Source organism: Halostella sp. PRR32, from assembly GCF_034808085.1.
Lineage (GTDB): Archaea > Halobacteriota > Halobacteria > Halobacteriales > Natronoarchaeaceae > Halostella > Halostella pelagica.
The window spans coordinates 63,368-85,510 of the sequence record NZ_JAXHGL010000009.1 but is presented as its reverse complement, the minus strand read 5'-3'; the positions used below and the strand labels follow the sequence as shown (position 1 = coordinate 85,510).

Genomic DNA, 22,143 nt, shown 5'->3' with positions numbered 1-22,143 from the left:
CGGACTCGCGCCGGACGTGCGAACGCGCGTCCTCGCCGTCCGCCGCGACGAGAGGCGCGGGAACCGCGTCGGCGGTCTAAACGGTAGACGAAATCACCACTCGTGACCGCAGGCGCACTCGCCGATGCAGTAAGACGTTCCGGAGTCGGGATCGACGCCGAGGGCGGTCAGTCGCTCCAGACGACTGTCGGAAGTGTCGACTTCGGGCCGAACGGCGGCCGCCGTTGCGCCGTACGGGTCCGGGCCGACATCGAGTGTTTCGGTGACCGCACGCGCCGCGTGGTCGACGACTGCTACTTCGTCGGCCGTCTGGACGGGTACGTACAGTTTCTCGTGGGCCGGGTCCCACGTTCCGACGAACGCTTTCCCGCCCAGATCGATGCGCCCGGCGACTGCTCCTGCCTCGATATCGATGACGCTGATGTCCTCCGTCTCCGGCGTGAACACGTAGCCGACCGCGGAATCCGGACCGATCTCGCTGGTCAGCGGAAGGGAACCGAGACCGTCATCGCTCGTCAGCCTCGTCACCTCTGTGGGGCTCGCGGGATCGCTAACGTCCCAGATGCTCTCGGTCCCGGTCTCGCCCTCGTTGTTCTCCACGAACAGCGTCTCGCCGTCTCCGGCGGCAGTCCCCATCCACGGTGCCGGAGCAGTTCCCGACTCGACGGGGTCGACTTCGACCTGCGTTTCGATCTCGAACGCCTCGATGTCGACGACCGTGAGCGTGTCGCCGTACAGGTCCGGAACGTAGGCGTACTCGCCGCCGGGGTGGATCGTGACATCGCACGGTCCCGGTCCGTCGTTGTCTCCCCGTCCGCCTTCGTCCGTTCGGTCGATCGTCGCCGTCACGTCGCCGAACGAGTCGGAGCCGGGGTCGGCGTCGACCCGATACTGCGCGTGGCTGGGTTCGCGGGCACTGACGACCAAGTGGCGACCGTCCGGCGTCACCTCCTGCCAGTTGGCTCCGGTTCCGGTCTCGACCGCTGCGACCGTCGAGAGCGATCCGACTTCGAGCGCCCGGACGCCCTCGTCGACGTTCAGCCAGAGCGGGTCGGTCTCCTCGTCAGTGAGAGTCGGCGCGTACTGGTTCGACGGGAACGACGCCGTCAGGCGCGACTGCGTGGTCGCGACGACTTCGTCGCTGGCGACGTCGACGATGCTGATCGTTTTATCGCCCGTGTTGAAGACGAAGACGGTATCCGAACTCTCGTCCCCGCCGTCGTCTCCGTTCGAACCGTCGGTATCGGCCCCCGCGCATCCGGCGGTTGTCGCCGCACCGGCGGCCATCGACCCGGCGAGCAGCGTCCGCCGGGAGACCGCCGCTCTGCCGTCGTCCCCGTGATTCGGGAACAGCACGTCGTCCATGTCGTCACCCATAGTACGTGGTTAGCGTCCGGAGATCCGTAAATGGGACAACACGATAGCCGGGTCGCGGTGAGTTCCTCACGACGACCTCATCTGCGCACAGACGCTCCGTCACAGAGACCATCGCGACAGGCCGCACAGACGGCACCGAACCGCTCGCCGTTACGGACGTAGGTGACGGAGTACGTCTCGGTACCGGTGGCTCGGCAGATCGCGCAGGCGGGAGGACGGGCGGCCTCGTGAGCGCAGTCGCGGCAGATCGCTGTGTGCGATGCGCCGCTATCGTCGCGTATCGCCAGCCAGGTGAGCCCGGACGACGGCGTTGTCTCGCCGCAGGCGGCGCAGTAGCGAGGGGAAGTACGCTCGCCACCGTGCGTCTCGGTATCCGCGTCGGGATCCCCCATCGCGTCCGCGAGGTCTATCGTCTCCTCGTCCTCGTCGCGGTCCGCGGATCCGTCAGTGTCGGGCGCAACCGGTTTGTCGCGGTCCGTACTGTGAAATTCGCTCACGAGTGATCTGGGAGAGAGTTCAAGCGACCGGCAGTTGCAGCGGTAGTCACAGACGGTGACCGATCGCTCGACGGCCGGCGGCCACGCTCAACAGCGGGGGCGTCCTTGTGCGAACCGGTACCGTTCGTTGCGATCGCTGAGCCGATCACTTCGGTCCCCCCTTACTCACTGCTACTTTTAAATCCGAGGTGAGCAACATGAAACTAGAACGGTGACATGACAGCCACTCTTACGCTTGTATCGGCCGTATGTAACTCTACAATGGGAGTTCAGAGCTGTTCTGACAGTGCCTGGGCCTATTAGAAAAGGATCTGTCGAAGAACTCAATGGCTTGAAGGTGTGGTTTTCGGACAATCCCGCCGGGAGCTGTCCGATCTACGAGGCAAAACCGACGCTTAAACGCCGTCATAGAGAATTTTATCCGCGTTCAGCACCGTGTACGGATGCGGGCAACCGCACGAAACACCATGCCCGAAGATACGCAAACTACCCCTCAGAGCGGTACTGCTGAGTACGACCGTTTCGAGAGACTCGAAAGTGCCGAGTACGATCGCGTGAACGAGTTCCTCCGCGAGCGCGTCGATTTCACCGCGCGCCAGTGGGCGATCGCCCGTCTGTGTTCGGATTTCCGGACGGGAACCGGCGTCGAAATGACCAAGATCGGCGAGAACCTCCCCGATCTCGTCCCGTTCATGAACGACCGGTACACGCGCCAGTCCGTCTACCAGGCGCGGAATGCGTTCGAGGATACGGTGCGAACAGCGGGGGCGACGTTTCTCTACGGAGCCTACTCCGACTTCTTCACCGCCGAAGAGTTCGACGACATCGCGTACGAGGCGACGGAGGTAGCGCGGTTCCTGATCGAAGTCGAAGGCGCGACCGTGTCTCACACCGCGGAAACGGACGCCGAACGCCGGATACGCGCCGCGATGGAAGCGGTACACGAGGCGAGCCTCGAACTCCGATACGACCGCTGTCCGCACTGCGACGAACGCCTCGGCGACGAACCGACGGAATCCGACTGACACCCGGCGTCAATCAGCGAATTCGGCCTCGGATTTCGCCTCGTGAAGGGCTTCCGGTCGGAGTCGATCTCGGGGGAGTACCCAAAATAATAGGGGGAGAACTGATTGTACCGCTGAGTCATTCATAGAACGGGGAACGAAGGATGGGATACCAAAAACAACTGGTCTACTGTACCGACTGCGGCACTCCGTTTCCGGCGTGGGTGTCAGACGGCGACATCGAACTCCTGTCTGATGACGACTGCGTCTGCGGGAACACCACGTTCGAACGGGTCGACGGCGCAACTACGCCGCAGTCGGCGTAGTTGACGCTGCTCACTGAGAGTACGGGGCTTTCGATAAAGAAAACTAATTATCCGGGGGGCGGTATAAGCGAAGTTATGGTCGAGATTCCGGATTCGCTTCAGAGTTTGTTTAGCGCGACCGTCGAGCTGCGCGACGGGTCGTACGTCATCGAGATACCGAAAGGCGAGATCGATCACAACGCTATCAGTCCGAGCGAAACGTATCGCGTCGGTGTACTCGAACAGGACGAATCCGTGACGGAGACAGATAGCGACCGGCGGACCGAATCACGACCGGAACCCACGGAACCCGCGTCAAAACCACCTGCTCCGCCGGTCGACGAAGGCGAAATCCGAGACGTAACGATCGAGTCGGTCGGCGACCAGGGAGACGGTATCGCGAAAGTCGAACGGGGGTACGTCGTGATCGTCCCCGGCGCTGAACCCGGGGACGAACCGACCGTCGAAATCGAAGAAGTGCAACAGAACGTCGCATTCGCGAGCGTGATCGACAGCGACACCCCGGCGCTGTGAAAACAGGAACGCCCGAGAGGACCGATTCTGAACCGTGATAGGCACTCATCAGTATTAGTGTGTCTCGCGGCCCGAGACGTGGGCCGATGCCGTGGAGATGGCCAAGTGCCTGCGTTGTTCCGCAAGCGGTGTAATCGTAGCGGTCGTCCCGTTCGTCGACCTCCTCGGCGACCAGTCTTTCGACGAACCGCCCGACATTCACACGCTCAGTGGCCAGAGTACGATGCGTCGCGGCTGTACGAGCAAAGCTCGCTTGCTGGTCTGGAGGGGTTTCCGGCTCCTGCTTTGCTCGAAATCACGCACCACAGCCCCGCTAAACCCGCTATAGTATCACCTCCCAGGGTATGTGATTTTGTATAGCGGTATCCAATATACACCTCACATAGTACGGTAAACCGTACAGCCCTACGGTGGTTTTTGCCCAGAAGTTCGCCGGACCCGGCCACTCACGTTTAGGGCGGTAAACAGCAGTGAACACCTACGGGGCGACGCCGTACGGGACGCTGCAACGAGTCGAACACAGCTACTCCCGGTGTCAGTGACGAGAACACGCTACGTGCGCGCTCTTATCGACAAACATCGCCGGTCGACGAACTCGGGACACTCGCTGATCCGAAACATCCTCTCTCGTACGCGTGCAGTTCGAGTACGTTCGGGTATCGCGAACTTTCCCTGACCTCGTTCGGTTGCTGATCACGCTCGTCAAGCACAGAGTAGCGAGCTAGATGTTCGGTGATACGAGCTATATTCGTGTTCAGATCAGCTCTATCGTTTGTTTGGACGGATCTGCCAGAATTGGCTTTTAAGTATCCCCGCTATCACCGAGTGCAATGTTCCGAAATAACTTCACGACGGCGTTGCTCGCGCTCCTGGTTCTCACCGCGGGAACCGTCCCGGCGGCAGCAGCATCGGGCGGGGCCGCGGACGCAGGAGTCGCAGTCACCGTCGAGACGAACGAGGAGTGGACAACGGTCACAGTCGAACAAAACGGGGAGGCTAGCGCGGACGCCGAAGTAACGGTCGACGCAGTCGGCGAGGCGGGAACCGACGCCGAGGGCACCTATCGGACAGACGCCAACGGAACGGTCCGAATACCGACGCCCGACGCCGACACGCAGGTCACGCTGACCGTCGAGACGGACAGCGCAACCGCCTCGGGCGTGCTCACGCTCTCCGCCTACGACGGCGAGGAGCGGACGGTCCAGGTCGAACTTGACGCCAGCGCCGGAGGAGACGGCGAAGCGTCGGTCGACGACGCGAACGACTCCGAAAACGAGAGTGAAACGAGCCACGACGGCGGATCCGAGGGCGAAACCGGGAGCGATACCTCGGTATTTACCGATTTCGATAGCACCGTCGACCTGCTTGACGCGGTCACGGCCGACGTTTCGGTCGGAGTCGACGCCGTCTTGGACGCCGATGACGACGCTGACGGTGACGACGGCGGCGAGACGGCCACCGAGATCGGCTCCGAGGCGAGCGCCGACGCGTCGGGTGAAAGTAGCGCCGACGTGAATGTCGAGAACGACTCCGACGACGGTTCGACCGTCTCGGTCTCGGCAGACGCTGATGCCGATATCGAGGCGAGCACAGAGGCGGAACTCGGCGGCGAGTCCGAGGCTGACGCCGAGAGCGAGACGGATGCGGAGTCCGAGGGCGAGTCGAGTGCAGAGTCTAACAGCGACAGCGAAGCAGTCGTCGAGGCCGACGGCGAGGCGAACGTCGACACCTCCGCAGCGGTCGACGGTGACGACGGCGGTGACGAGGACGACGCTGCGGAAAACAGCGTGGTCGCCGTCTGGACTGACCTGTCCGCGACGGTCAGCGCTGGGTTCGCCTGAATCGGTTCCTCGCGTCCACAAGACCTATTATCGACGGTTTGAACCTCCTGACTGCGAAGCGCGTCGACGCGCGCAACGGCGGACGGGGTCATTTCCATGCAACGTATCACCGAAACACTGCTCGCGGCGGTCGTCGTTTGCAGCCTTCTGGCACCAGGAGTCGTCAGTGCTGCAGCCCCCACGTCCGGTGCCCCCGCTGACGCGACCGGCGAGGAGCAACCCTCTTCGTTCGCTGAGTCCGTCCAGTTCCCCGACAACGAATCGGATAACGAAACGACGGAGCTGACCGATACGGCTGACGCCGTCGACGAGACGACTGCCACCGTCGAGAACACTATCGATTCGACCGCCGAAACGAACGGTACCGTCGACGAGACGACCGATGCTGTCGACGATGACGCGAAAGAGACGGCAGATACTATCGGGAATACGACGGGCGACACTGACGAAGGAGACCGCGGCTCCCTCAACGTCTATGTCGATGGGGACGTTCATCTGCTCGATGGCGACATGTCGAACGAGCAGGCACCGGAGACCGTCGAATCCACGGTGTCGAACATCACCGTGGTTACGGCCGTCGGACCGGACGGCGGTCGGCTGACCGCCGACGCAAGCGTGGCGCGCGTCATCGACGGCGAGGTCTCGGCCGACGTCAGCAGTGATAGCGGTCCGAGCGAGCCCGTCGGCGAGACGGACGAAGGTGACGTCGGGACCTCGGACGCCGAGAGCCCCACCTCGGGAGAGAACGGCGACCAGGCGCAGGCGTTCACGCCGCTAGGGACGCCCCCGCTGCCCGGCGGCGGCCCGGTCGGGAGTGGAACGGCGGCGTTCGGCGGCGCGCTCGCGCTAGGCCTCGGTTATGCTGGACGGCGGGCCGTCGCTGGAGCGAGCGCAGCTCCCGCGCCCGCTACAACCGTCACGCAGGCTCGATTGTTCGCCTCGCTGCTTGCAGATGCGGTCCGGGCGCGAGAGCTTCCGGACTGGGTCCGGTGGCTCCCGGTCGTCGGCGGCTACAGCCGCTACGACAGTTCCGATCCGCTGGAACACGAGAATCGCGCGGCCATCGTCGACCGTCTGGAGGCCGAACCCGGGACCTACCTCTCGGCAGTCGCCGACGAAACCGGTATTCCCCTGCCGACGGTGCGGTACCACATGAAGATCCTCAGGCACGAAGAGCGCGTTACGTCGGAGGTCATCCGCGGGAAACGCCGGTATTTTCCGGCGGGCTTCGAGGCTACCGAACTCGCCGCGGCACTCGACGACGCGGCCACCCGGGATGTGCTCCACGCCCTAGAGGCCGAGGAGCCGGCCACCGTCACAGATCTGGCGGACGTGCTAAACCGGGACCCCAGTACGGTCACCCACCACTGCAAGCGCCTCGAGGAGGACGGACTCGTCGAGCGCGAGCGCGACGGGCGGGCCGTACTGACATCGCTGTCGCCCGAGGCACGCGATGCTCTCCGGACGGTCCCCCCGGCCGAGACGGGCGAGACGCCGATACCTGCCGACGACTGAGAGGCGCATCCCCGACTCGGCTCGCGTCGGCTCTCGACCGGTGAGTCTTCGATTCCTCCGGCATCGCCCGTTGCCAGCGACCCGTGCCGGCGAGTGCGGACAGGCTGTGAAGGCCGTCGAGACGGTCCGATGTCCGCCGCGGCCGTGTACCACTCTAGTATGTTACTAGTTAACGATATACAGTTTCGCCTCGGACAGTTACACATGGACAGCAGACGCTACGAGTTCGAGGGAACGGGACCCGACATCGATCCGACGGCGCGGGTTAGCCGAGAAGCGACGCTGGTGGGCGAAGTACATATCGGCGCAGACGCGAGTGTCTGGCCGGGTGTAGTTCTCCGGGGTGACGTTGCGCCCGTTCGCGTCGGGCGGGAATCACACGTCGGGGACACGGCAGTGTTACACGCTTCCGCGGTCGGGGAGCGAGTTATGGTCGGCCACGGTGCCGTGTTGAACGACGCCGCCGTCGACGAGGGGTCTCTCATCGGCTTCAACGCGACGCTCAACTCGGAGGTGACGGTCGGCGAGAGAAGTATCGTCGCCTCCGGCACGACGGTTCCGGATGGGTACGATATCCCGGCGGAGTCGTTCGTCCGCGGCGTTCCGGCCCAGGTCACGCCGCTCGAAGAGACGACGATCGACCCGGAGGAGATATTCGAGGCCCACTCGTCGGGCGAGTACACCGACTTGGCAGGTCGCCACGGGGACCTGTTCGGGTGATTCCCGCGCCGTGCGTATTTGCCTGCTACGGACGCTCTTCTGCCCGTTCTACAGATCCTGTGTGGCGGATGTATCCAACCCTTCGTATTCGGCGATCTCCGACCGCACGCGGTCATCGATAGGCCGGGTTTCGCCCGTCTCGCGGTCGACCGACACCTGGACTGTTTCGCCGGTCGCCATGACCTCGTCGCCCGCCCGAATCTCGTACTCCATCGAGAGGCTAGAGTCGCCGATCTCCGGCACTCGCACCGCGACCCGCACGTCGTCGTCGATCGTGATCCGATTTCTGTAATCGATCTCAACGTGCGCGAGAACGGCCTCGATCTCCGACAGTGATACGTCGAGTACGTCCGAAAAGTAGTGTTTGCGGGCCTCTTCGAGGTAAGTCGCGAAGACAGCGTTGTTCACGTGCCCCATGAAATCGATGTCGCGGACTCGAACCGCCAGCTCCGTCTCGTACGAGTACTCGGTCATCGGTTCCGAGTTCCGCTCCGGGAGATTTCCGTCTATCGAAACCTATCCGCTCCACTCGCCGCCGATGTCGCTGCTGACGCGGTCTTTCCACAGGTCGAAACTCGTCTCGCAGGCGTCGCTCGCGTCGAGGTGGTCGATAAACCCCGCACCGGGGTCTGATAGTTCACCGTCGCAGAACGGACAGGTGTTCGGGTCGCTCCACGTGGGTGCGTCCGGGGCGTGCTGGCTCTGAGACATTGTAGTCGTAGATCCAACGAACCAGTTGATAAAGGTTAGTCTATTATGTATTACTTGGATATAATGTGATAATATACCATGCAATGGCCAATAGCGACATACGATCAATCACTACCCGACCAGTGGACGTTCGATCTCGTATCCCCGTTGACAGACAACCGTCGGATCGAGAGATGATGCTCCACGTCAGGGTTATGTGCACTCTGTGGATCGACCCGATACCGGAAGGCACGCTCTCGTCGTTCCTGTATCCAGATCGAAAACCCCTACCTGTCGCCGTCCGAAGTTGTGGTCATGTCAACTGTCCGCGCTCGACAGCGAGCGAAGGAACGACCGCTCGTCGTCACGGCGCTCCTGTCCGCTCTCGGATACGCGCTCGTGATCGGCGCGTTCGCCGGTGCCGTCCCCATCTTCCCCGACATCGGCCGCGAAACCGTCGATCTGCTCTCGCACGCCATCGCCGTCGTCAACACGCTTGCGACTGCGTCGCTCGTGCTCGGGTGGTACTGGATCCGTCAGGGCGAGGTGCGGAAACACCGAGCGGCGATGCTTTCGGCGTTCGTCCTCATCCTCCTGTTTCTCATGCTGTACCTGCCGAAGGTCGGGGGAGGCGGTGAGAAACACTTCGTCGGGCCCGAGACGGTGCGTCTCGCGTACCTGGTCATGCTCGCTATTCACATCGTACTGTCCGCCGTTTCGGTCCCGGTAGTGATCTACGCAGTGGTGTTGGGACTGACTCACTCTCCCAGAGAACTCCGGGAGACACCTCACGCCCGGGTCGGACGAATCGCGGCTGGAACGTGGATACTCAGCCTCGTTCTCGGCGTGGTCACGTACGTGATGCTCAACCACGTCTACGACGCGACGTTCGTCCCGTCGTAGGCGAAATTCGTCTGCTGCGGTGGTCGTGTGCGTTCGCGACACGTCCGCGGTGTGGTTTAGTGGCATCCGAATGAACATCTGCTAATGAGTCAGTCAAACGACGACGTCGCCGACCTCGCTCCGAGCGCGAAACTGGTTTACAAAGTTCTCGAACACAACGGCCAACTGACCCAGCAGCAGATCGCCGAGGAGTCGCTGCTCCCCGACCGCACCGTCCGCCACGCGCTCTCGGAACTCGAGTCGAACGAGGTCGTCGAGGAACAGATCCACTTCGCAGACGCGAGACAGCGTCTGTACAACTTACAGTAGCCCGTCCGCTCTACCCTAACCGCTTCAGTTCGACGGCGTGCGGTCCGTCCTCAGTCTCCAGCGTGACGCGGTCGAGCATCGTTATCGCCGACCGCCACTCCTCGACCGCTTCGACGTGTCGGTCCCGGTGGCGGTCCGGCGTGTACTCGACGCCGTCCGCCGCGCGGAGTTCGTCTTCCGTCTCCTCGGGTTTCGGATACGGGGGTACCTCGGCGACGATGTCTCTCGGGTCGAGATGGACGGGATCGCCCTCGCCGACGAACTCGCCGGCATCGGATTCGTGGACCCGGGCTCGCATCCGACCGCTAAACGGCGGCGTCACTCGGAGCACGACCGTTCGCGGGCTCCGCAACGTCGCTTCCAGCGCGGCGACGATGTCCTCCCGAGTGATGGCGATCGAACGGATCGCTGTCGGGTCGTCTGACGCCATGCCTGTCGATCCGCGCCGCAGGTAGTTCAGATTCACGGAAGTGGTTGCCCGGACGGCGGTTCGGAATTCGCACTCTACCGGGTCCCCCGGTTCCTGGCTGTGTGGGTGCTCTCAGGTTTCCCCGAGCCGTCCGAACAGTGTACACACTGGCGCCAGAGCCGTGTGAAAATTCCACGCAGTCTTGAGCATTGAGCGCAGTTTAAACATTGTACACATCTTAGACAGTGTACACATTCCAAACATTCTATACAGTCCAAACACTGTCCACTGCCTATACTCTGAGAACTGTGTGGCTGCATCCTCCGACTGGAGTCCACTTCGACGCGTTTTGCCCCCTCTCGTTACACCGCCCCGGCCAGTCAACAATGTCCACACATTCTACAATTTCTTAACATTCTCGGTGGTTTAAAATACCCAGAATGTGTGAGTACGGCGTATGAAACCTCGCCTGAATGCGCTGGACGGTCCGCACACTCCGAACGTTTCCCACCGTTTAGACTGTTCACACGTTCCAAACACTCCACACAGTCCACACAGTCCACAATGTGTAGATGGCCGGAGCGGGGGTCCACGATGGTAGGGACGAACGCAGTCAGCGTCGCCCTGCAGAAAGGCGGCGTCGGCAAAACGACGATAGCGATCAACCTGGCCGAGCGTCTCGCGAACAGGGGCAACGAGGTGTTGTTGGCCGACCTCGACCAGCAGGGTAACGCGACCGAAGGCGTCGGACTGGCGGACGCGTACGAGGCCGAACGTCATCTGGGTCATCTCCTCGACGACGACGATCCGACGACGCTCGGTGATATCATCCGAACCACGGACGCGTTCGACGTCCTACCGGCGAACGCCGACCTCGACGAGGTGGAAAACACGATCCGGAGCAACACCTTCGGCGCACTGTGGATCCGTAACCAGGTTGTCGAACCGGCCGTCGGCGGGGACTACGACTACGTCGTCGTCGACTCGCCCCCGGACATGGGACCGCTCTCCGACGCGTCGCTCATCGCGACCCAGAACGTCGTCGTGCCGATGCGGATGAGCGAACAGAGCGCGAGCGGGTTCGAGCGCATGTTCACGCAGCAGGTCGCGCCGATTCGCCAGGAGATGGAACTGGACGTGCTCGCCGTCGTTCCGAACGTGCTGGAGGGCGACAACGAGGAAAAGCGGATCATCGCGGACCTCGAGGAATCGCAGTTCGGCGACCTGCTGCCGGCGTTCGCACGCTCCGACCACTTCGACGACCCGTCGTCGCCCGGTCCGGGAATTCGCAAGCGTGTGGCGCTGAAACGCGCCTGGCGTGACGGTCAGCCCCTCGCCGCGTACGACTCCGAGAGCGACATGCTCGAACGGTTCGACCGTCTCGCAGCCATCGTCGAGGAGGGGACGACGGATGCCTGACGAGAACCGGTTCGCGGGTATCGCCGACGCGGTCGAGAACGAGGGCGACGGGAGCGGCGCGGCCGGGGAAGAAAACGAGTCGTCGACCGCCGAAAGCGACGTGGCCGGCGGTCGATCGTCCGACGACGACTCGATAGATGGGGAATCGCCGTCGGGCGATGCGTCGGCAGACGACGCCTCTACACCGGACGACCCCGTCGCGTTCGAGTTCGACGACACCGTTCAGAAGTCGGTGTACGTCCGGCCGGAGACGTTCGAGGCGCTGGAGGACGCCGAAGCGCTCGTCGACGCCCGGTTGCGAACTGACCACGAGGTCAAAAACCTCACCCGGCGGGAGTTTTTCGACGCAGTGTTTGCGGAGGCTGCCGACGACACTGACCGCCTCGTCGAGCGTATTCTGCGGATGCGCGAAAAATAGCCGACTGCCGTCCTACTCCGTCAGGCGTTCGTACTGCTCGTCCGTGAGGTCTATCTCGGTGGCGGCGACGTTCTGTTCGAGGTGGTCGACGCTCGACGTGCCGGGGATCGGTAGCGTCACGTCCGAGTGTTCGAGTAGCCACGCCAGCGCGATCTGTTGGGTGGTGGCGTCGTGCGCCGCCGCGACATCGTCGACGACAGACTCTTTCTCGCCGAGGTCGCCCGCGCCGAGCGGGAAATACGGGATAAACCCGATGTCGTACTCCTGGCAGGCCTGGAGCACGTCTTCGTTCTCACGGTTTCCGACGTTGTACTCGTTCTGTACCGTCGCAACGTCGACGATTTCTCGGGCCCGGTCGAGTTGCTCGACGCTCACGTTGCTGAGACCGACCTGACGGATCTGGCCCTCGTCTTTGAGTTCGGCCAGCGCGGTCACGGAGTCTTCGAACGGCGTGTCCGGGTCCGGTCGGTGGTGCTGGTACAGGTCGATGGTGTCGGTTCGCAGGCGGTCCAGACTCGCGAGGACGGCGTTGCGCAGGTAGTCCGGGTCGCCGTGTGGTAGCCAGTCACTGTCGGCGTTTCGAAGGAGGCCGCCTTTCGTTGCAACTACGACGTCGTCCCTGTCGCCGAGGGCCTCGCCGATGAGGCGTTCGCTGACGCCCGGGCCGTAGGAGTCGGCGGTATCCACGATATCGACGCCGATATCGACGGCGCGCTCTAGCACGTCTTTCGCGGCCTCCTCGTCGTCCGGCGGGCCGATGATATCTTCGCCGGTCAGTCGCATCGCGCCGAACCCGAGGCGGCGGACAGTGAACTCGCCGCCGACGTCGAACGTGTCGCTTCTGTTTTCGACCATGTTCACCGGGAAGTACCGCACGGCAAAAGACCTAGGAGTACCGGAAGGGAGTGCGGCCCTGGTAAGCGTTCCGGGCCCGAGTATGAGCGTCGCGTACACCGGCCCGTCGGAAAGGCGCGCTCGTCCGCCGGGAGACTGCTGGACGATTACGTCGTCAGTTCGGTCGCGCACTTCGTCAGTGAGCGCCTGAAAACGCTCGCACGAGAGCGACCACACACCCATTCGACCGACGGGCATGGAGATGAACAACGGAGTCGTTCGCCGACTGGGACAACCCCGACGACAACAGACCGGAAACGCGGCGACCCGCCATCTGCGTCAGTACTTCTTGAACAGGATGGCTTTCACGTCGTCTTTAGTCTGTACCTCTTCCGAACCACCGTCGGGCAGGTCGACGACGTACCGCGTCTCCTCCGAGTCGGCCCGTTCCCACTTGTCGTCGTGCGTATCGAGGAGGTTCATCATCGCAGAGAGTTTGTCGTCGCCGCCGTCCTCGGACGCATCGTCGTCGGCCGCTTCCTCGTCGGCGGAAGCGTCGGTCGACGATCCACCCGTCTCGTTCGCGTCGTGACCGTCCGGTTCGTCAGCATCGTCCCCCCGAACTCCGTCCGCCGCTGCGGTCGCGTCGAGACTATCGTCCTCGGCGGCATCCAGAAGGTACTGGAGGGCGTCCCTGGGCCTGACGTGGCCGTACGTGACATCCGCCGCGAGGGACTCGCGTAACGCGTCGAGTTCCTCGTACTGCTCGTCGGTCACCTCGATGCTCTTCATGGTCAGTACGGTTACACTCGTCAGTAATTAATCTACCCGAGCGCGCGTCATGCGACCGCCTCGACCGCACGGCGCGTTGTTTCGAACGATCGATCCCCCATACGGAGAGAGTTTCCCCTCGGATATCGACGGACGGCGGGATGTCTTACGGGGAACAGGACTGGAGACGCTGCAAGCGCTGAGTTCTCACTCGGAGTGTCCGACAACGCCCCTGTTACTGTCTGACAGGGGTTTAATGTATTGGCCGTCTTGAGAATACTTCCACGTGTTCGCACGGCACTGCGACACGGACCGGAGGAAAACGCATGATAAACGGTGAGGACGACATCGACAACTGGGAACCGTACCCGGAACCGGGCGTGTACTGCAATCGCTGGGATCCGGCTGAGCCGGAGGAACTGACCGAGCAGATCGTCTTGGCTGTCTCCGCGCTCTTGGGGGAACGACCCGAAGAGATGCAACCGCTTCACAATCGCGTCGACGTCGATGCGCTCCAACAGATGTTCGCGGACCGAGCGACTGGCCGCGCTCGGTCTGATGGGTGCCTGTCGTTCGTCCACGAGGGGTGTCGGGTCCGGATCCACGGCGACGGCCGTCTGTACGTGAGCAACCTTCCGGACGGCAGCAGTCCCCCGTCGCTCGTGTAGCTGGCAACGGTTACTGCGGATTGAACAGGAACTGATGACAGTCACCGCGGATGAAATAGGAACTGATGACGGGTCCCACGGATGGAATAGGGAAGGGACGGCTACTGGCCGAGACCGGGACGGGACGCCGTTGTTCGCGTGCGTCTCGTCCACCGAACCCCGAACGGCCGAAGTCCACGAGTCGCGGTTTGTAAGGTCGTCGCGGTCGAACGGCTGTTACATGGCAGCGTCGACGGTCACGGTGTACACGCGCGAGAACTGTCATCTCTGTGAGGAAGCGCTGACGACGGTCCGATCCGTCGCCGAGTCGGTCCCCCGATCCGTCACGATAGACATCGTCGACGTCGACGAACGGGCTGACCTCCGAGAGGAGTACGGGGACCGCGTCCCGTACGTGCTGGTCGACGGGACGCCGAAGTTCAAATACCGGGTCGACGAGTCGGAGTTACGCGGTGTACTCTCGGGTCCGTAGGGGTTTGACGCGCAGTAGGTCAGGCCGAGTACATCGCTTTAGCCCTTCCTACACCGCCTTCACGGCGTCCAACACGTCTTCGTAGGGAGGTTCGTTCGTCGGATCGTCAGCGACCCACGAGTACGTGACAGTACCCTCGTCATCGAGGACAAACACGGCCCGGTTCGCAATTCTGAACAGGCCGAGTTCCGGAATGTCGGTTTCGAGGTCGTACTCCCGAATCGTTTCCCCGCTCATGTCACTGACGAGGTCGAACTCGATGCTGTGTTGGTCACGAAACGCCCCCTGAGAGAACGGTGAATCCGTGCTCACGCCGAGTACGGTCGCGCCGACCGTTTCGAAGTCGTCAAGGCGCTCCTGAAACGCGACCATCTCGTTCGTACACGGCGGCGTAAACGCGCCCGGGAAGAACGCGAGGACGACCGGGCCGTCGCCGAGGCGCTCACTGAGGTCAAAGTCCTCGTGATCCGCTCGTTCCTTTCGTCGCCGAAAATACGGGTGCGGAATCGCCGGTGGAGAGCATCGTCCGAGAGTACGTTCCGGTACCAGTTAAAGCCGGACACGAACATGATATCGCCGTTTTTCCCAACCTTTAGTCAGAAATAATTAGCCAACACCGGCAGCACACGAGCGACGGGAGAAGCACCTCGACTGCTATGTCCCCTATTCGACGAGTCGGGCGTAAGCGAACAGACCTCACGAAGAGGTTCGCCAAAGATCCTATTCGGGTCCCCTCGGAAACAAAAAGACGATGTCCACCGATCTCGATCTCCGCGATCAGCCGCAAGCAAAACACCGTGAGCAGATATTTGATGCCCTTGACGGCATCGACAGCGGTGATTCGGCGGCAATCGTTGGAGGCCAGGAGACGGATGTGTATCTCCACTGGTACCAGATCAAACGCGGGTGCCGGTTAGAGTGGCAGGCGAACCAAACAGCTACTGAAACGGGAGAGATCCGGGTCACGAAAGCGGACCGGATCGGTGAAACAGAACTGGCCGAGTTCGACGTTCGGGAGATGCCACCGCAACGCCGCCACGAGACCCTGAACGATACGTTCAACGCTCTCGATCCGGATGAGGGGTTCGTCCTCGTGAACGACCACGACCCCAAACCGTTGTATCACGAACTGCGGTCAACCCGTGGAGAGACGTTCGACTGGGAGTATTTGAGCCGAGAACCGCAGGAATGGCGGGTCAAGATCCTCAAGACGGAGCCGTCGGACCCGGCTGACGATGAAGTGATCACGAAGTTTGACGTGCGCGAGATTCCGAAACAGGAGCGTCACCCGACGATTCATCACCGATACGGGATGATACCGGTTGGAGAGACGATGGAGATCGTCGCTCCGCACGAACCGCGGCCGTTACGCGGTGAGTTTCGGGACCGGTACGGAGAATCGTTCACCTGGGCGGTAGTCGCGAACGAGCCTGGCCGCTGTCGCGTACAGATCACCAAAGACGGAGACGCGGAAACCGACACTACGGCCGAAAGCAGTGCATCGTCGGCACCGCATCGCTCGCTAACCGTGAAAACGGAGTTGGACGTTCGCGATCTGCCACCCGCTCAGCGCCACGAGAAGATCTTTGAACAGTATGACAGCCTCCAGTCCGGTGAAGCGTTCGTTCTCGTGAACGACCACGACCCGAAGCCACTCTATCACCAGTTCGATGCGGAGACGGGTGACGAGTTCAGGTGGGAGTATCAACAGCAAGAGTCCGGTGAGTTCAGAGTCTTGGTCGGAAAAGACGAAGCGAACGAATCTGAGACGGACAGAAACGAGAGCCCCAACGCACCGTTTTAACCGCAGCCGAAGCGACTCGGACCGCTGTCGACCCGGATTCGAACGGTCGACAGCGCGTTCGCCTCTCGGCAGTCGCTGGCCAAACAGGTCGAGGAGCCGATGGGTCCACCACGCAGGGAGAGTCAGATACCGTATTCAGTCCGCACGCGGACGCGAAACCGGAACTAACCCAACTTCCCAGGGCCATGTCGTGCTTCGGACGAGCCAATGAGAGGAGACGGCAGCCTGCGGGGAGGCGGATCGCGTGAGAGGAGATAGCCGCGTGAAGAGAGGAAACAAATGAGAAGAGGACTGGGCCGTGTGTGGGGTGGCTACCGGATGTAGAGGGATGGGCCGCGAGAGGGGGAATAAGCCGCGTGGGGAGGGCTGTGACGCGCGGGAGCGATAGGTCTGTGCGTCACTACTCGCGTTTGTGGGAGTGGCCGATCAGGAGCATAACCAGATTCAGCCCGAGCAACGCGAGAAACGTCACGGTTTCGGAGGGGTTGGAGAGCCCCGTCGCGAGCAGGGGAACGTGCAAGAACGGGAGAGCGATAGCCGACCAGAACGCGAGCATCTGGAACGGCGTGGTGAGGGTGTGTTCGTCAAGCTGTGCGAGCAGCGACGGGACGGATCGAGTCGCGTCGCCGTCAGCGGCGATGTTGTCGTTGTGTGCGGAGGGGGCGGACATAGTGTGACACCTCGGTGAGTGTACTCAACCGTAGACACTACACCATCATATAACGGGGCGAGGCTTCGGACCATTTCGAACGAATTTACCAGAATAGAGAGTGTATTAGTCGTTTTATAACAGGCTCAGAAGCCGCCTAACAATTCATAACCCCATCTAAGGCCTCAATACCCGATCGAAGCCGAAATGAAATATTCGTTACTTCACCGGGCATATCGCTCGTCAGTGGAACCGATCAGACGCCGGACTGGTCAGACGCTGTCCAGACCGCACCGCCGTCCGGTCGAAGCGACTGCTCAGCGTGTGGACAGGTGTCCGAGTCGTTTTGCTTTGACCGGACGTACGTGGAACTATGACCCGTTACCGCCGATTGGGTCTGACCGGCGACGTGATGCTGGGTCGAAAGGTGAACGAGCGCCAGCGCCGGCGTGACGCGACGGCAGTGTGGGGCGATACGCTCGAACAGTTGCGCTCGTTCGACGCGCTCTGTATCAACCTCGAGTGCTGTCTCTCGGGCCGTGGTACCCGATGGACCCGTACGCGTCGCCCTTTCCACTTCCGAGCGGATCCGGACTGGGCAGTCAGGGCCCTCGAAGCCGCCGGCGTCGACTACGCCTGTCTCGCCAACAACCACGTCCTCGACTTCGAGGAGCCGGCGCTTCGAGACACGCTCGACGCACTCGACGCCGCCGGTATCAGACACTCCGGCGCAGGCCGGACTCGGTCCGGAGCGCTGGATCCCGCGACAGTCTCTCTCGGAGAGTTGACCGTTGCCGTCGTCGCGTTCACCGATAACACGCCGGAGTACGCTGCGGACGAAGACAGCCCCGGGACGGCGCGCGTCGAGATAGACGTTGACGACGAGCGAACCCGTCGTCTCGTGACGGAATCACTCGACCGCGCACGCGCGGCGGACCCGGACCTGATCGTCGCGTCGCTCCACTGGGGACCGAACATGGTCGAGGGACCCCCGGAGCCGTTCCGTGAATTCGGCCGATGGCTCGTCAACCGCGGCGTCGACCTGATCCACGGCCACAGCGCGCACGTCTTCCACGGGGTCGAACTGTACGACGGCGCACCGATCATCTACGACGCGGGTGATTTCGTCGACGACTACGCCGTCGACCGGACGCTGCGTAACGACCGGAGTTTCCTGTTCGAAGTACTGGTCGACTCCCCGGAGGGAAACCCGCGTGAACTGCGACTCGAGCCGATCGAGATCGAGAACTGTACGGTCAACCGGGCGGACGACGAAACCGCCGACTGGAGCCGCGAGCGGATGCGTGATCTTTCCGCGCCGTTCGGAACGACGTTCGATCGGGACGGCGATGCGCTGGTGACGGCGGTCGACGGCGACGCGTCCGGTGAGCCGAGCGACGGAACATGATTAAGCCAGTTGGGGTGGATCGATGGACTATGGGCGACACGAAGGAAGGGCGAGAGAAACAGGCCCGCGACGAGGAGCAACGCCAGCGCGAACGGGAGCTACAGGAAGAACAGGACCGTGGCGACGAGGAGGAACCGGACGAGGAAGAGGATGACGCGAATTCGGCGGACGAGGAGTAAAGGCCGGAAGAGAGAACCGAACCGGGACTGACAGAGGGAGGAACGAAAAGGCGAGACAGCGCGGAGAGGAAAACGAGACAGCAGCGGACGGACACGACTGCGTCGGTGTATTTTCGTGAGGGATTTCCGATGCCTCAACCCTTATTCCGGAGCCGAGAGGAATGCTATCTATGGAGTACACCTCACTCGGAGCGACCGGAACGAAGGTATCGGAGATCTGCTTCGGCACGTGGCGATTCGGCAAGGAGTCGAACGGTGTCGTCGAGACGGACCGCGAGGAAGCGCACGAACTGCTCGACGCCGCCTGGGATCAGGGAGTCAATTTCATCGATACCGCCAACGTGTACGGCGATCCGAACGGGACCAGCGAGGAGTATATCGGCGAGTGGCTAGACGACTACGACCGTAACGACTTCGTCCTCGCTTCGAAGGTGTACTTCCCGTTCGACGGATGGGGCGACCCCGGCCCGAACGACCAGGGACTCGGCCGCAAGCACATCCGGACCCAGGTCGAAGGGACCCTCGACCGCCTCGGTACCGACTACCTCGACGTTTACTACATCCACCGCTGGGACGACGAGACGCCGGTCGAGGAGACGCTTTCCACGCTGACTGACCTCGTCCGCGAGGGCAAGGTAAACCATCTCGGCGCGAGCACTATGGCCGCCTGGAAGCTGACGAAGGCGCTCTGGAAGAGCGATGTCAACGACTGGGAGCGCTTCGACGTGACCCAACCGATGTTTCACGCCGCCTACAGGGACGACGTGGTGGACTATCTCGACGTCTGTGCCGACCAGGACCTCGCAGTGTGTCCGTACTCGCCGCTTGCCGGCGGCTTTCTCACCGGCAAATACGAGCGCGACGGCGACAGCGTCGTCGCTCCCGACGACTCCCGCGGCGACATCGACCCGCAGTTCGAGGAGTACTACGTCTCTGACCGCGGATGGGAGGTGTTAGACGAGATCCGCACTGTCGCCGACGAGGCCGATGGGACGCCCGCGCAGGTCGCCCTCCGCTGGCTAATGGACCAGGAGAAGTTCACCTGCGTGCCGATCGTCGGTGCGCGCACGACCGAGCAGTTGGAGGAGAACGCCGGCGCGACGGACATCTCGCTCTCGCAAGACCAGTTCAATCGTATCGCCGAGGCGCGTTACGACGAGGAAGGCCGTCGGTGGGGGCATCGGGACTAATACATCCCGTCATCATCAAACTGCGATACAGATGCGCTGAATCGACAGCGCGGGATCGCAACGAGATCGTTATCCGCCTCTCAAGGTACTCTGTGAGGGTGTGTGGTTGATATAAACAATGTCAGTACGTACTAACAGCGGAACTCATGGTGTGGACTAGGCATCGTCCGGAAAGGTTGTCAGTCCAGCACGGATGCTCGTGACCGATTGATCCAACGAATGCTGTTTGTATTTCCCACCTTCAACGCCGCGGTTTACGATAGTTGACGAAGTAATACCGAGTTGATTGAGTTCAGCAAGGTGTTCCCGAACAGAACGGGTCGAAATAGGATCGACTCCGTGGCGTTCGCAAACAACCTTGTAGATCTCGCGGACCTCTTTCGTCTTGGCTGGCGTTTTCTCGTCCTCGTGAAGCAACGTCAACGAGTAGAGGACGTACTGACCATGTTCGGGGAAGTTCGAAATTCCCTTCTCAACTTGATCGGTCTGGAGCTTTTCGCGCGCCCGGTCAACGTGATTCTCAGTGACTGAATCGGCGTCCTCGGCTCGGGCCATATCCCCCGCTTCGAGTAGGAGATCGAGCGCCTGCCGGGCGTCACCAGAATCTTTCGCACCGAATGCAGCGCACAGTTCGATTACACCGTCTTCGAGAACATCGTTTTCGAATGCGACATCCTTCCGCTGGTGGAGGACTTGCCGTAGTTCCTGAGCATCATATGCGCTGAACGAGACCTCTTTCTCACAGAGGCTCGATCGGACCTTCGACGAGAGCTGTTCGCGGAACGTGAGATCATTCGAAATCCCGATGACCCCGAGTTTCACGTCCTGTAGGTCTCCGTTCGACCGGGCCCGAGGGAGTTTGTACAGCAGCGAATCGTCGTCAATGTGGTCGACTTCGTCGAGGACGATCAGTACGGTGCCGCCGAGATCGCCGAGTTCCTCGAACAGGAATCGGTAGACAGCCGCCTGCGGATGACCGGTGTCGGAAATCTGGTTCCGAGGCGTGCGGAGTTTATTTACGAGTTGTACGGCCGTCTGATACGAGGAATTCAATCCGTCGCAGTTGATTTCGATTGTATGCAAGTTAAGGTCCTGTACGTCCGCTGCATCACGCTTGAGACGTTGAAGGAGAAACCGCGTTGCGGCTGTTTTCCCGACACCGCTTTTTCCGTAAAGGAAGACATTCGACGGAATTTCGTTCTCGATGACGGGCTGAAGAGTGGTATGATACTCCCGGAGTTCCTCATCTCTCCCGACAAGTTGGTCCGGAGTCCAATGTTCAGTCAGTGCATCTCTGTTCTTGAAGATAGACGAGGTGGGTTTGAATTCAAAGTCACTCATATGTCCGTCGTCTCAACGAGGGCACTTAACCATTGGTTCCGCTGTTTCCGCTGTCCGTGTTTATTTTTAAACCTCCGACACCATAGGTTCCGTTGTCGGACAGTCGGCCACACACCCACACCACGGGTTCCGCTGTCCGTCCCGAAAGAAGAGAGACAGTGAGTTCTAACGCCGACATCGTAGAAAAAGCACACCACTGCTTCTGTTATCTCCGCATTAAACTGCTCCCGTTACCTCCGTACTAAAATCGTCCAAATTATAGTCGCGGCATTATTACACAAAAGTTTAAATAGTAATAGCGTTAAACTCAACTAAGACTCCATAATTTAATATATTCATAGGCCAGATTTTACCGTATAGGTACTGCAGGTGACAGCGGAACCCGTGGTGTGGGTGTGTTTCAGAACCACCATGGCAACATTTTGCCGACCATGTAATGATCGGCGCTATTGATCCGGGAGAAAGCGATTGAAACCCCAGTTTGGTGTCCCTTCACCCCTAGGTCTCTCTCACCGTTCTAAAGCAATATCGTTCCAGGATGCCACAACGATGGTTCTTTCCCAATACGTCACCACGGATGTGTGTATCGGAGCGGGAGAAATCCGATAAATGACCGCCTCGGAGAACCACTCAATGACAGACACCCTCGCGGTCCGAATCATCCTCTCGTACCCGGAGGACGAGCGGACCCGCGGCGAACTCGAAAGCGACACGTACCGCTCGTATCTCCGTCGAGCGAGAGACGGACCGGTCTCGCCAGGCGACGAGTGGAAAGAGTTCGTCAGTCGTGGGTGTGGGGCAGTTCGAGATGTTGTACTCCGCGTCGAAGCCGTCGACGGGGGACGACAGTCGGCGATACAACCGAGTTCGAGTTCGTTTCGAGGTA

The 22,143-nt window shown here is 61.4% G+C and carries 26 protein-coding genes and 1 pseudogene; 16 read left to right on the top strand and 11 right to left on the bottom strand.

Annotated elements, in window-relative coordinates; all coding sequences use genetic code 11:
• Positions 1 to 93: 93 nt before the first annotated feature.
• Both SM753_RS19590 and SM753_RS19585 read right to left on the bottom strand, forming a co-directional pair.
• Entirely contained in the window at positions 94 to 1,377 is a 1,284-nt protein-coding gene (locus SM753_RS19590) for a hypothetical protein (protein WP_323192784.1), read from the bottom strand.
• 77 nt (positions 1,378 to 1,454) lie between these two features.
• Entirely contained in the window at positions 1,455 to 1,874 is a 420-nt protein-coding gene (locus SM753_RS19585) for a hypothetical protein (RefSeq protein WP_138799188.1), read from the bottom strand.
• 443 nt (positions 1,875 to 2,317) lie between these two features.
• On the opposite strand from SM753_RS19585, the gene SM753_RS19580 reads away from it, so the two are divergent.
• The 6 genes from SM753_RS19580 (at position 2,318) to SM753_RS19555 (ending at position 7,793) form a co-directional block, all read left to right on the top strand.
• Positions 2,318 to 2,899, top strand: coding sequence for a DUF5806 family protein (locus SM753_RS19580; protein ID WP_369335385.1), 582 nt, complete (start codon positions 2,318 to 2,320; stop codon positions 2,897 to 2,899).
• A 143-nt stretch (positions 2,900 to 3,042) separates the two neighbouring features.
• Positions 3,043 to 3,204, top strand: a complete 162-nt coding sequence (locus SM753_RS19575) for a hypothetical protein (protein WP_161972982.1) — start codon at positions 3,043 to 3,045, stop codon at positions 3,202 to 3,204.
• A gap of 75 nt (positions 3,205 to 3,279) precedes the next feature.
• Positions 3,280 to 3,717, top strand: coding sequence for a TRAM domain-containing protein (locus SM753_RS19570; RefSeq protein WP_323192783.1), 438 nt, complete (start codon positions 3,280 to 3,282; stop codon positions 3,715 to 3,717).
• Positions 3,718 to 4,547: 830 nt separating this feature from the next.
• Entirely contained in the window at positions 4,548 to 5,558 is a 1,011-nt protein-coding gene (locus SM753_RS19565; RefSeq protein ID WP_323192782.1) for a hypothetical protein, read from the top strand.
• Between the two features lie 96 nt (positions 5,559 to 5,654).
• Entirely contained in the window at positions 5,655 to 7,073 is a 1,419-nt protein-coding gene (locus SM753_RS19560) for a helix-turn-helix domain-containing protein (protein ID WP_323192781.1), read from the top strand.
• Between the two features lie 204 nt (positions 7,074 to 7,277).
• Entirely contained in the window at positions 7,278 to 7,793 is a 516-nt protein-coding gene (locus tag SM753_RS19555; protein ID WP_135536920.1) for a gamma carbonic anhydrase family protein, read from the top strand.
• 48 nt (positions 7,794 to 7,841) lie between these two features.
• On the opposite strand, the gene SM753_RS19550 is transcribed toward SM753_RS19555, so the two are convergent.
• Both SM753_RS19550 and SM753_RS19545 read right to left on the bottom strand, forming a co-directional pair.
• Positions 7,842 to 8,267, bottom strand: a complete 426-nt coding sequence (locus SM753_RS19550; RefSeq protein WP_135536919.1) for a thioesterase family protein — start codon at positions 8,265 to 8,267, stop codon at positions 7,842 to 7,844.
• A 42-nt stretch (positions 8,268 to 8,309) separates the two neighbouring features.
• Positions 8,310 to 8,504: a hypothetical protein gene (locus tag SM753_RS19545; RefSeq protein WP_135536918.1), complete on the bottom strand. Its 195-nt coding sequence runs from the start codon at positions 8,502 to 8,504 to the stop codon at positions 8,310 to 8,312.
• Between the two features lie 294 nt (positions 8,505 to 8,798).
• Here SM753_RS19545 and SM753_RS19540 point away from each other — a divergent pair, with 294 nt between their 5' ends.
• Complete coding sequence (locus SM753_RS19540) at positions 8,799 to 9,386, top strand: DUF420 domain-containing protein (protein WP_138799193.1); 588 nt, start codon at positions 8,799 to 8,801, stop codon at positions 9,384 to 9,386.
• An 84-nt stretch (positions 9,387 to 9,470) separates the two neighbouring features.
• A complete protein-coding gene (locus SM753_RS19535) occupies positions 9,471 to 9,695 on the top strand; it encodes a winged helix-turn-helix transcriptional regulator (RefSeq protein ID WP_135536916.1) in 225 nt (74 codons plus the stop codon).
• Positions 9,696 to 9,705: 10 nt separating this feature from the next.
• Here SM753_RS19535 and SM753_RS19530 read toward each other — a convergent pair whose 3' ends face one another.
• The gene (locus SM753_RS19530; protein WP_323192780.1) at positions 9,706 to 10,125 is read right to left on the bottom strand and encodes a hypothetical protein; all 420 of its coding nucleotides are present in this window, start codon (positions 10,123 to 10,125) and stop codon (positions 9,706 to 9,708) included.
• 573 nt (positions 10,126 to 10,698) lie between these two features.
• On the opposite strand from SM753_RS19530, the gene SM753_RS19525 reads away from it, so the two are divergent.
• Both SM753_RS19525 and SM753_RS19520 read left to right on the top strand, forming a co-directional pair.
• Positions 10,699 to 11,523 carry a ParA family protein gene (locus tag SM753_RS19525; RefSeq protein ID WP_202613969.1) on the top strand — a complete coding sequence of 275 codons (825 nt, stop codon included), beginning with the start codon at positions 10,699 to 10,701 and terminating at the stop codon, positions 11,521 to 11,523.
• Entirely contained in the window at positions 11,516 to 11,941 is a 426-nt protein-coding gene (locus SM753_RS19520) for a hypothetical protein (protein WP_323192779.1), read from the top strand. The genes SM753_RS19525 and SM753_RS19520 overlap by 8 nt, the downstream gene beginning before the upstream one ends.
• Positions 11,942 to 11,953: 12 nt before the next feature.
• Here the strand turns inward: SM753_RS19520 and SM753_RS19515 are convergent, their stop codons facing one another.
• Positions 11,954 to 12,796: an aldo/keto reductase gene (locus SM753_RS19515; RefSeq protein WP_138799197.1), complete on the bottom strand. Its 843-nt coding sequence runs from the start codon at positions 12,794 to 12,796 to the stop codon at positions 11,954 to 11,956.
• Positions 12,797 to 13,114: 318 nt separating this feature from the next.
• On the bottom strand, positions 13,115 to 13,567 hold the full coding sequence (locus SM753_RS19510; RefSeq protein ID WP_323192778.1) for a hypothetical protein: 453 nt from the start codon (positions 13,565 to 13,567) through the stop codon (positions 13,115 to 13,117).
• A gap of 305 nt (positions 13,568 to 13,872) precedes the next feature.
• Here SM753_RS19510 and SM753_RS19505 point away from each other — a divergent pair, with 305 nt between their 5' ends.
• Both SM753_RS19505 and SM753_RS19500 read left to right on the top strand, forming a co-directional pair.
• Positions 13,873 to 14,214 carry a HalOD1 output domain-containing protein gene (locus SM753_RS19505; protein WP_323192777.1) on the top strand — a complete coding sequence of 114 codons (342 nt, stop codon included), beginning with the start codon at positions 13,873 to 13,875 and terminating at the stop codon, positions 14,212 to 14,214.
• Positions 14,215 to 14,434: 220 nt separating this feature from the next.
• A complete protein-coding gene (locus tag SM753_RS19500) occupies positions 14,435 to 14,686 on the top strand; it encodes a glutaredoxin family protein (protein ID WP_323192776.1) in 252 nt (83 codons plus the stop codon).
• 48 nt (positions 14,687 to 14,734) lie between these two features.
• Here SM753_RS19500 and SM753_RS19495 read toward each other — a convergent pair.
• Positions 14,735 to 15,209, bottom strand: a pseudogene (locus SM753_RS19495) (redoxin domain-containing protein).
• A 228-nt stretch (positions 15,210 to 15,437) separates the two neighbouring features.
• On the opposite strand from SM753_RS19495, the gene SM753_RS19490 reads away from it, so the two are divergent.
• Entirely contained in the window at positions 15,438 to 16,490 is a 1,053-nt protein-coding gene (locus tag SM753_RS19490) for a DUF2249 domain-containing protein (RefSeq protein ID WP_323192775.1), read from the top strand.
• A gap of 400 nt (positions 16,491 to 16,890) precedes the next feature.
• Here SM753_RS19490 and SM753_RS19485 read toward each other — a convergent pair whose 3' ends face one another.
• Positions 16,891 to 17,160, bottom strand: coding sequence for a hypothetical protein (locus SM753_RS19485; RefSeq protein WP_135536905.1), 270 nt, complete (start codon positions 17,158 to 17,160; stop codon positions 16,891 to 16,893).
• 352 nt (positions 17,161 to 17,512) lie between these two features.
• Between SM753_RS19485 and SM753_RS19480 the strand changes: the two genes are divergently transcribed.
• From SM753_RS19480 to SM753_RS19470, 3 genes are all read left to right on the top strand, one after another.
• Positions 17,513 to 18,547: a CapA family protein gene (locus tag SM753_RS19480; protein ID WP_323192774.1), complete on the top strand. Its 1,035-nt coding sequence runs from the start codon at positions 17,513 to 17,515 to the stop codon at positions 18,545 to 18,547.
• A gap of 29 nt (positions 18,548 to 18,576) precedes the next feature.
• The gene (locus tag SM753_RS19475) at positions 18,577 to 18,726 is read left to right on the top strand and encodes a hypothetical protein (protein WP_168193040.1); all 150 of its coding nucleotides are present in this window, start codon (positions 18,577 to 18,579) and stop codon (positions 18,724 to 18,726) included.
• Between the two features lie 170 nt (positions 18,727 to 18,896).
• Entirely contained in the window at positions 18,897 to 19,916 is a 1,020-nt protein-coding gene (locus SM753_RS19470) for an aldo/keto reductase (protein WP_323192773.1), read from the top strand.
• 156 nt (positions 19,917 to 20,072) lie between these two features.
• Here SM753_RS19470 and SM753_RS19465 read toward each other — a convergent pair whose 3' ends face one another.
• Positions 20,073 to 21,257: an orc1/cdc6 family replication initiation protein gene (locus SM753_RS19465; protein ID WP_323192772.1), complete on the bottom strand. Its 1,185-nt coding sequence runs from the start codon at positions 21,255 to 21,257 to the stop codon at positions 20,073 to 20,075.
• A gap of 630 nt (positions 21,258 to 21,887) precedes the next feature.
• The gene (locus SM753_RS19460; RefSeq protein ID WP_323192771.1) at positions 21,888 to 22,118 is read right to left on the bottom strand and encodes a hypothetical protein; all 231 of its coding nucleotides are present in this window, start codon (positions 22,116 to 22,118) and stop codon (positions 21,888 to 21,890) included.
• Positions 22,119 to 22,143: the final 25 nt, after the last annotated feature.

What these genes read in the sequence shown, in the direction of transcription:
- SM753_RS19590 (WP_323192784.1), bottom strand. Translation starts at nt 1,377, where the DNA reads ATGGGTGACGACATGGACGACGTGCTGTTCCCGAATCACGGGGACGAC.
- SM753_RS19580 (WP_369335385.1), top strand. Translation starts at nt 2,318, where the DNA reads ATGCGGGCAACCGCACGAAACACCATGCCCGAAGATACGCAAACTACC.
- SM753_RS19575 (WP_161972982.1), top strand. Translation starts at nt 3,043, where the DNA reads ATGGGATACCAAAAACAACTGGTCTACTGTACCGACTGCGGCACTCCG.
- SM753_RS19570 (WP_323192783.1), top strand. Translation starts at nt 3,280, where the DNA reads ATGGTCGAGATTCCGGATTCGCTTCAGAGTTTGTTTAGCGCGACCGTC.
- SM753_RS19565 (WP_323192782.1), top strand. Translation starts at nt 4,548, where the DNA reads ATGTTCCGAAATAACTTCACGACGGCGTTGCTCGCGCTCCTGGTTCTC.
- SM753_RS19560 (WP_323192781.1), top strand. Translation starts at nt 5,655, where the DNA reads ATGCAACGTATCACCGAAACACTGCTCGCGGCGGTCGTCGTTTGCAGC.
- SM753_RS19555 (WP_135536920.1), top strand. Translation starts at nt 7,278, where the DNA reads ATGGACAGCAGACGCTACGAGTTCGAGGGAACGGGACCCGACATCGAT.
- SM753_RS19550 (WP_135536919.1), bottom strand. Translation starts at nt 8,267, where the DNA reads ATGACCGAGTACTCGTACGAGACGGAGCTGGCGGTTCGAGTCCGCGAC.
- SM753_RS19545 (WP_135536918.1), bottom strand. Translation starts at nt 8,504, where the DNA reads ATGTCTCAGAGCCAGCACGCCCCGGACGCACCCACGTGGAGCGACCCG.
- SM753_RS19540 (WP_138799193.1), top strand. Translation starts at nt 8,799, where the DNA reads ATGTCAACTGTCCGCGCTCGACAGCGAGCGAAGGAACGACCGCTCGTC.
- SM753_RS19535 (WP_135536916.1), top strand. Translation starts at nt 9,471, where the DNA reads ATGAGTCAGTCAAACGACGACGTCGCCGACCTCGCTCCGAGCGCGAAA.
- SM753_RS19530 (WP_323192780.1), bottom strand. Translation starts at nt 10,125, where the DNA reads ATGGCGTCAGACGACCCGACAGCGATCCGTTCGATCGCCATCACTCGG.
- SM753_RS19525 (WP_202613969.1), top strand. Translation starts at nt 10,699, where the DNA reads ATGGTAGGGACGAACGCAGTCAGCGTCGCCCTGCAGAAAGGCGGCGTC.
- SM753_RS19520 (WP_323192779.1), top strand. Translation starts at nt 11,516, where the DNA reads ATGCCTGACGAGAACCGGTTCGCGGGTATCGCCGACGCGGTCGAGAAC.
- SM753_RS19515 (WP_138799197.1), bottom strand. Translation starts at nt 12,796, where the DNA reads ATGGTCGAAAACAGAAGCGACACGTTCGACGTCGGCGGCGAGTTCACT.
- SM753_RS19510 (WP_323192778.1), bottom strand. Translation starts at nt 13,567, where the DNA reads ATGAAGAGCATCGAGGTGACCGACGAGCAGTACGAGGAACTCGACGCG.
- SM753_RS19505 (WP_323192777.1), top strand. Translation starts at nt 13,873, where the DNA reads ATGATAAACGGTGAGGACGACATCGACAACTGGGAACCGTACCCGGAA.
- SM753_RS19500 (WP_323192776.1), top strand. Translation starts at nt 14,435, where the DNA reads ATGGCAGCGTCGACGGTCACGGTGTACACGCGCGAGAACTGTCATCTC.
- SM753_RS19490 (WP_323192775.1), top strand. Translation starts at nt 15,438, where the DNA reads ATGTCCACCGATCTCGATCTCCGCGATCAGCCGCAAGCAAAACACCGT.
- SM753_RS19485 (WP_135536905.1), bottom strand. Translation starts at nt 17,160, where the DNA reads ATGTCCGCCCCCTCCGCACACAACGACAACATCGCCGCTGACGGCGAC.
- SM753_RS19480 (WP_323192774.1), top strand. Translation starts at nt 17,513, where the DNA reads ATGACCCGTTACCGCCGATTGGGTCTGACCGGCGACGTGATGCTGGGT.
- SM753_RS19475 (WP_168193040.1), top strand. Translation starts at nt 18,577, where the DNA reads ATGGGCGACACGAAGGAAGGGCGAGAGAAACAGGCCCGCGACGAGGAG.
- SM753_RS19470 (WP_323192773.1), top strand. Translation starts at nt 18,897, where the DNA reads ATGGAGTACACCTCACTCGGAGCGACCGGAACGAAGGTATCGGAGATC.
- SM753_RS19465 (WP_323192772.1), bottom strand. Translation starts at nt 21,257, where the DNA reads ATGAGTGACTTTGAATTCAAACCCACCTCGTCTATCTTCAAGAACAGA.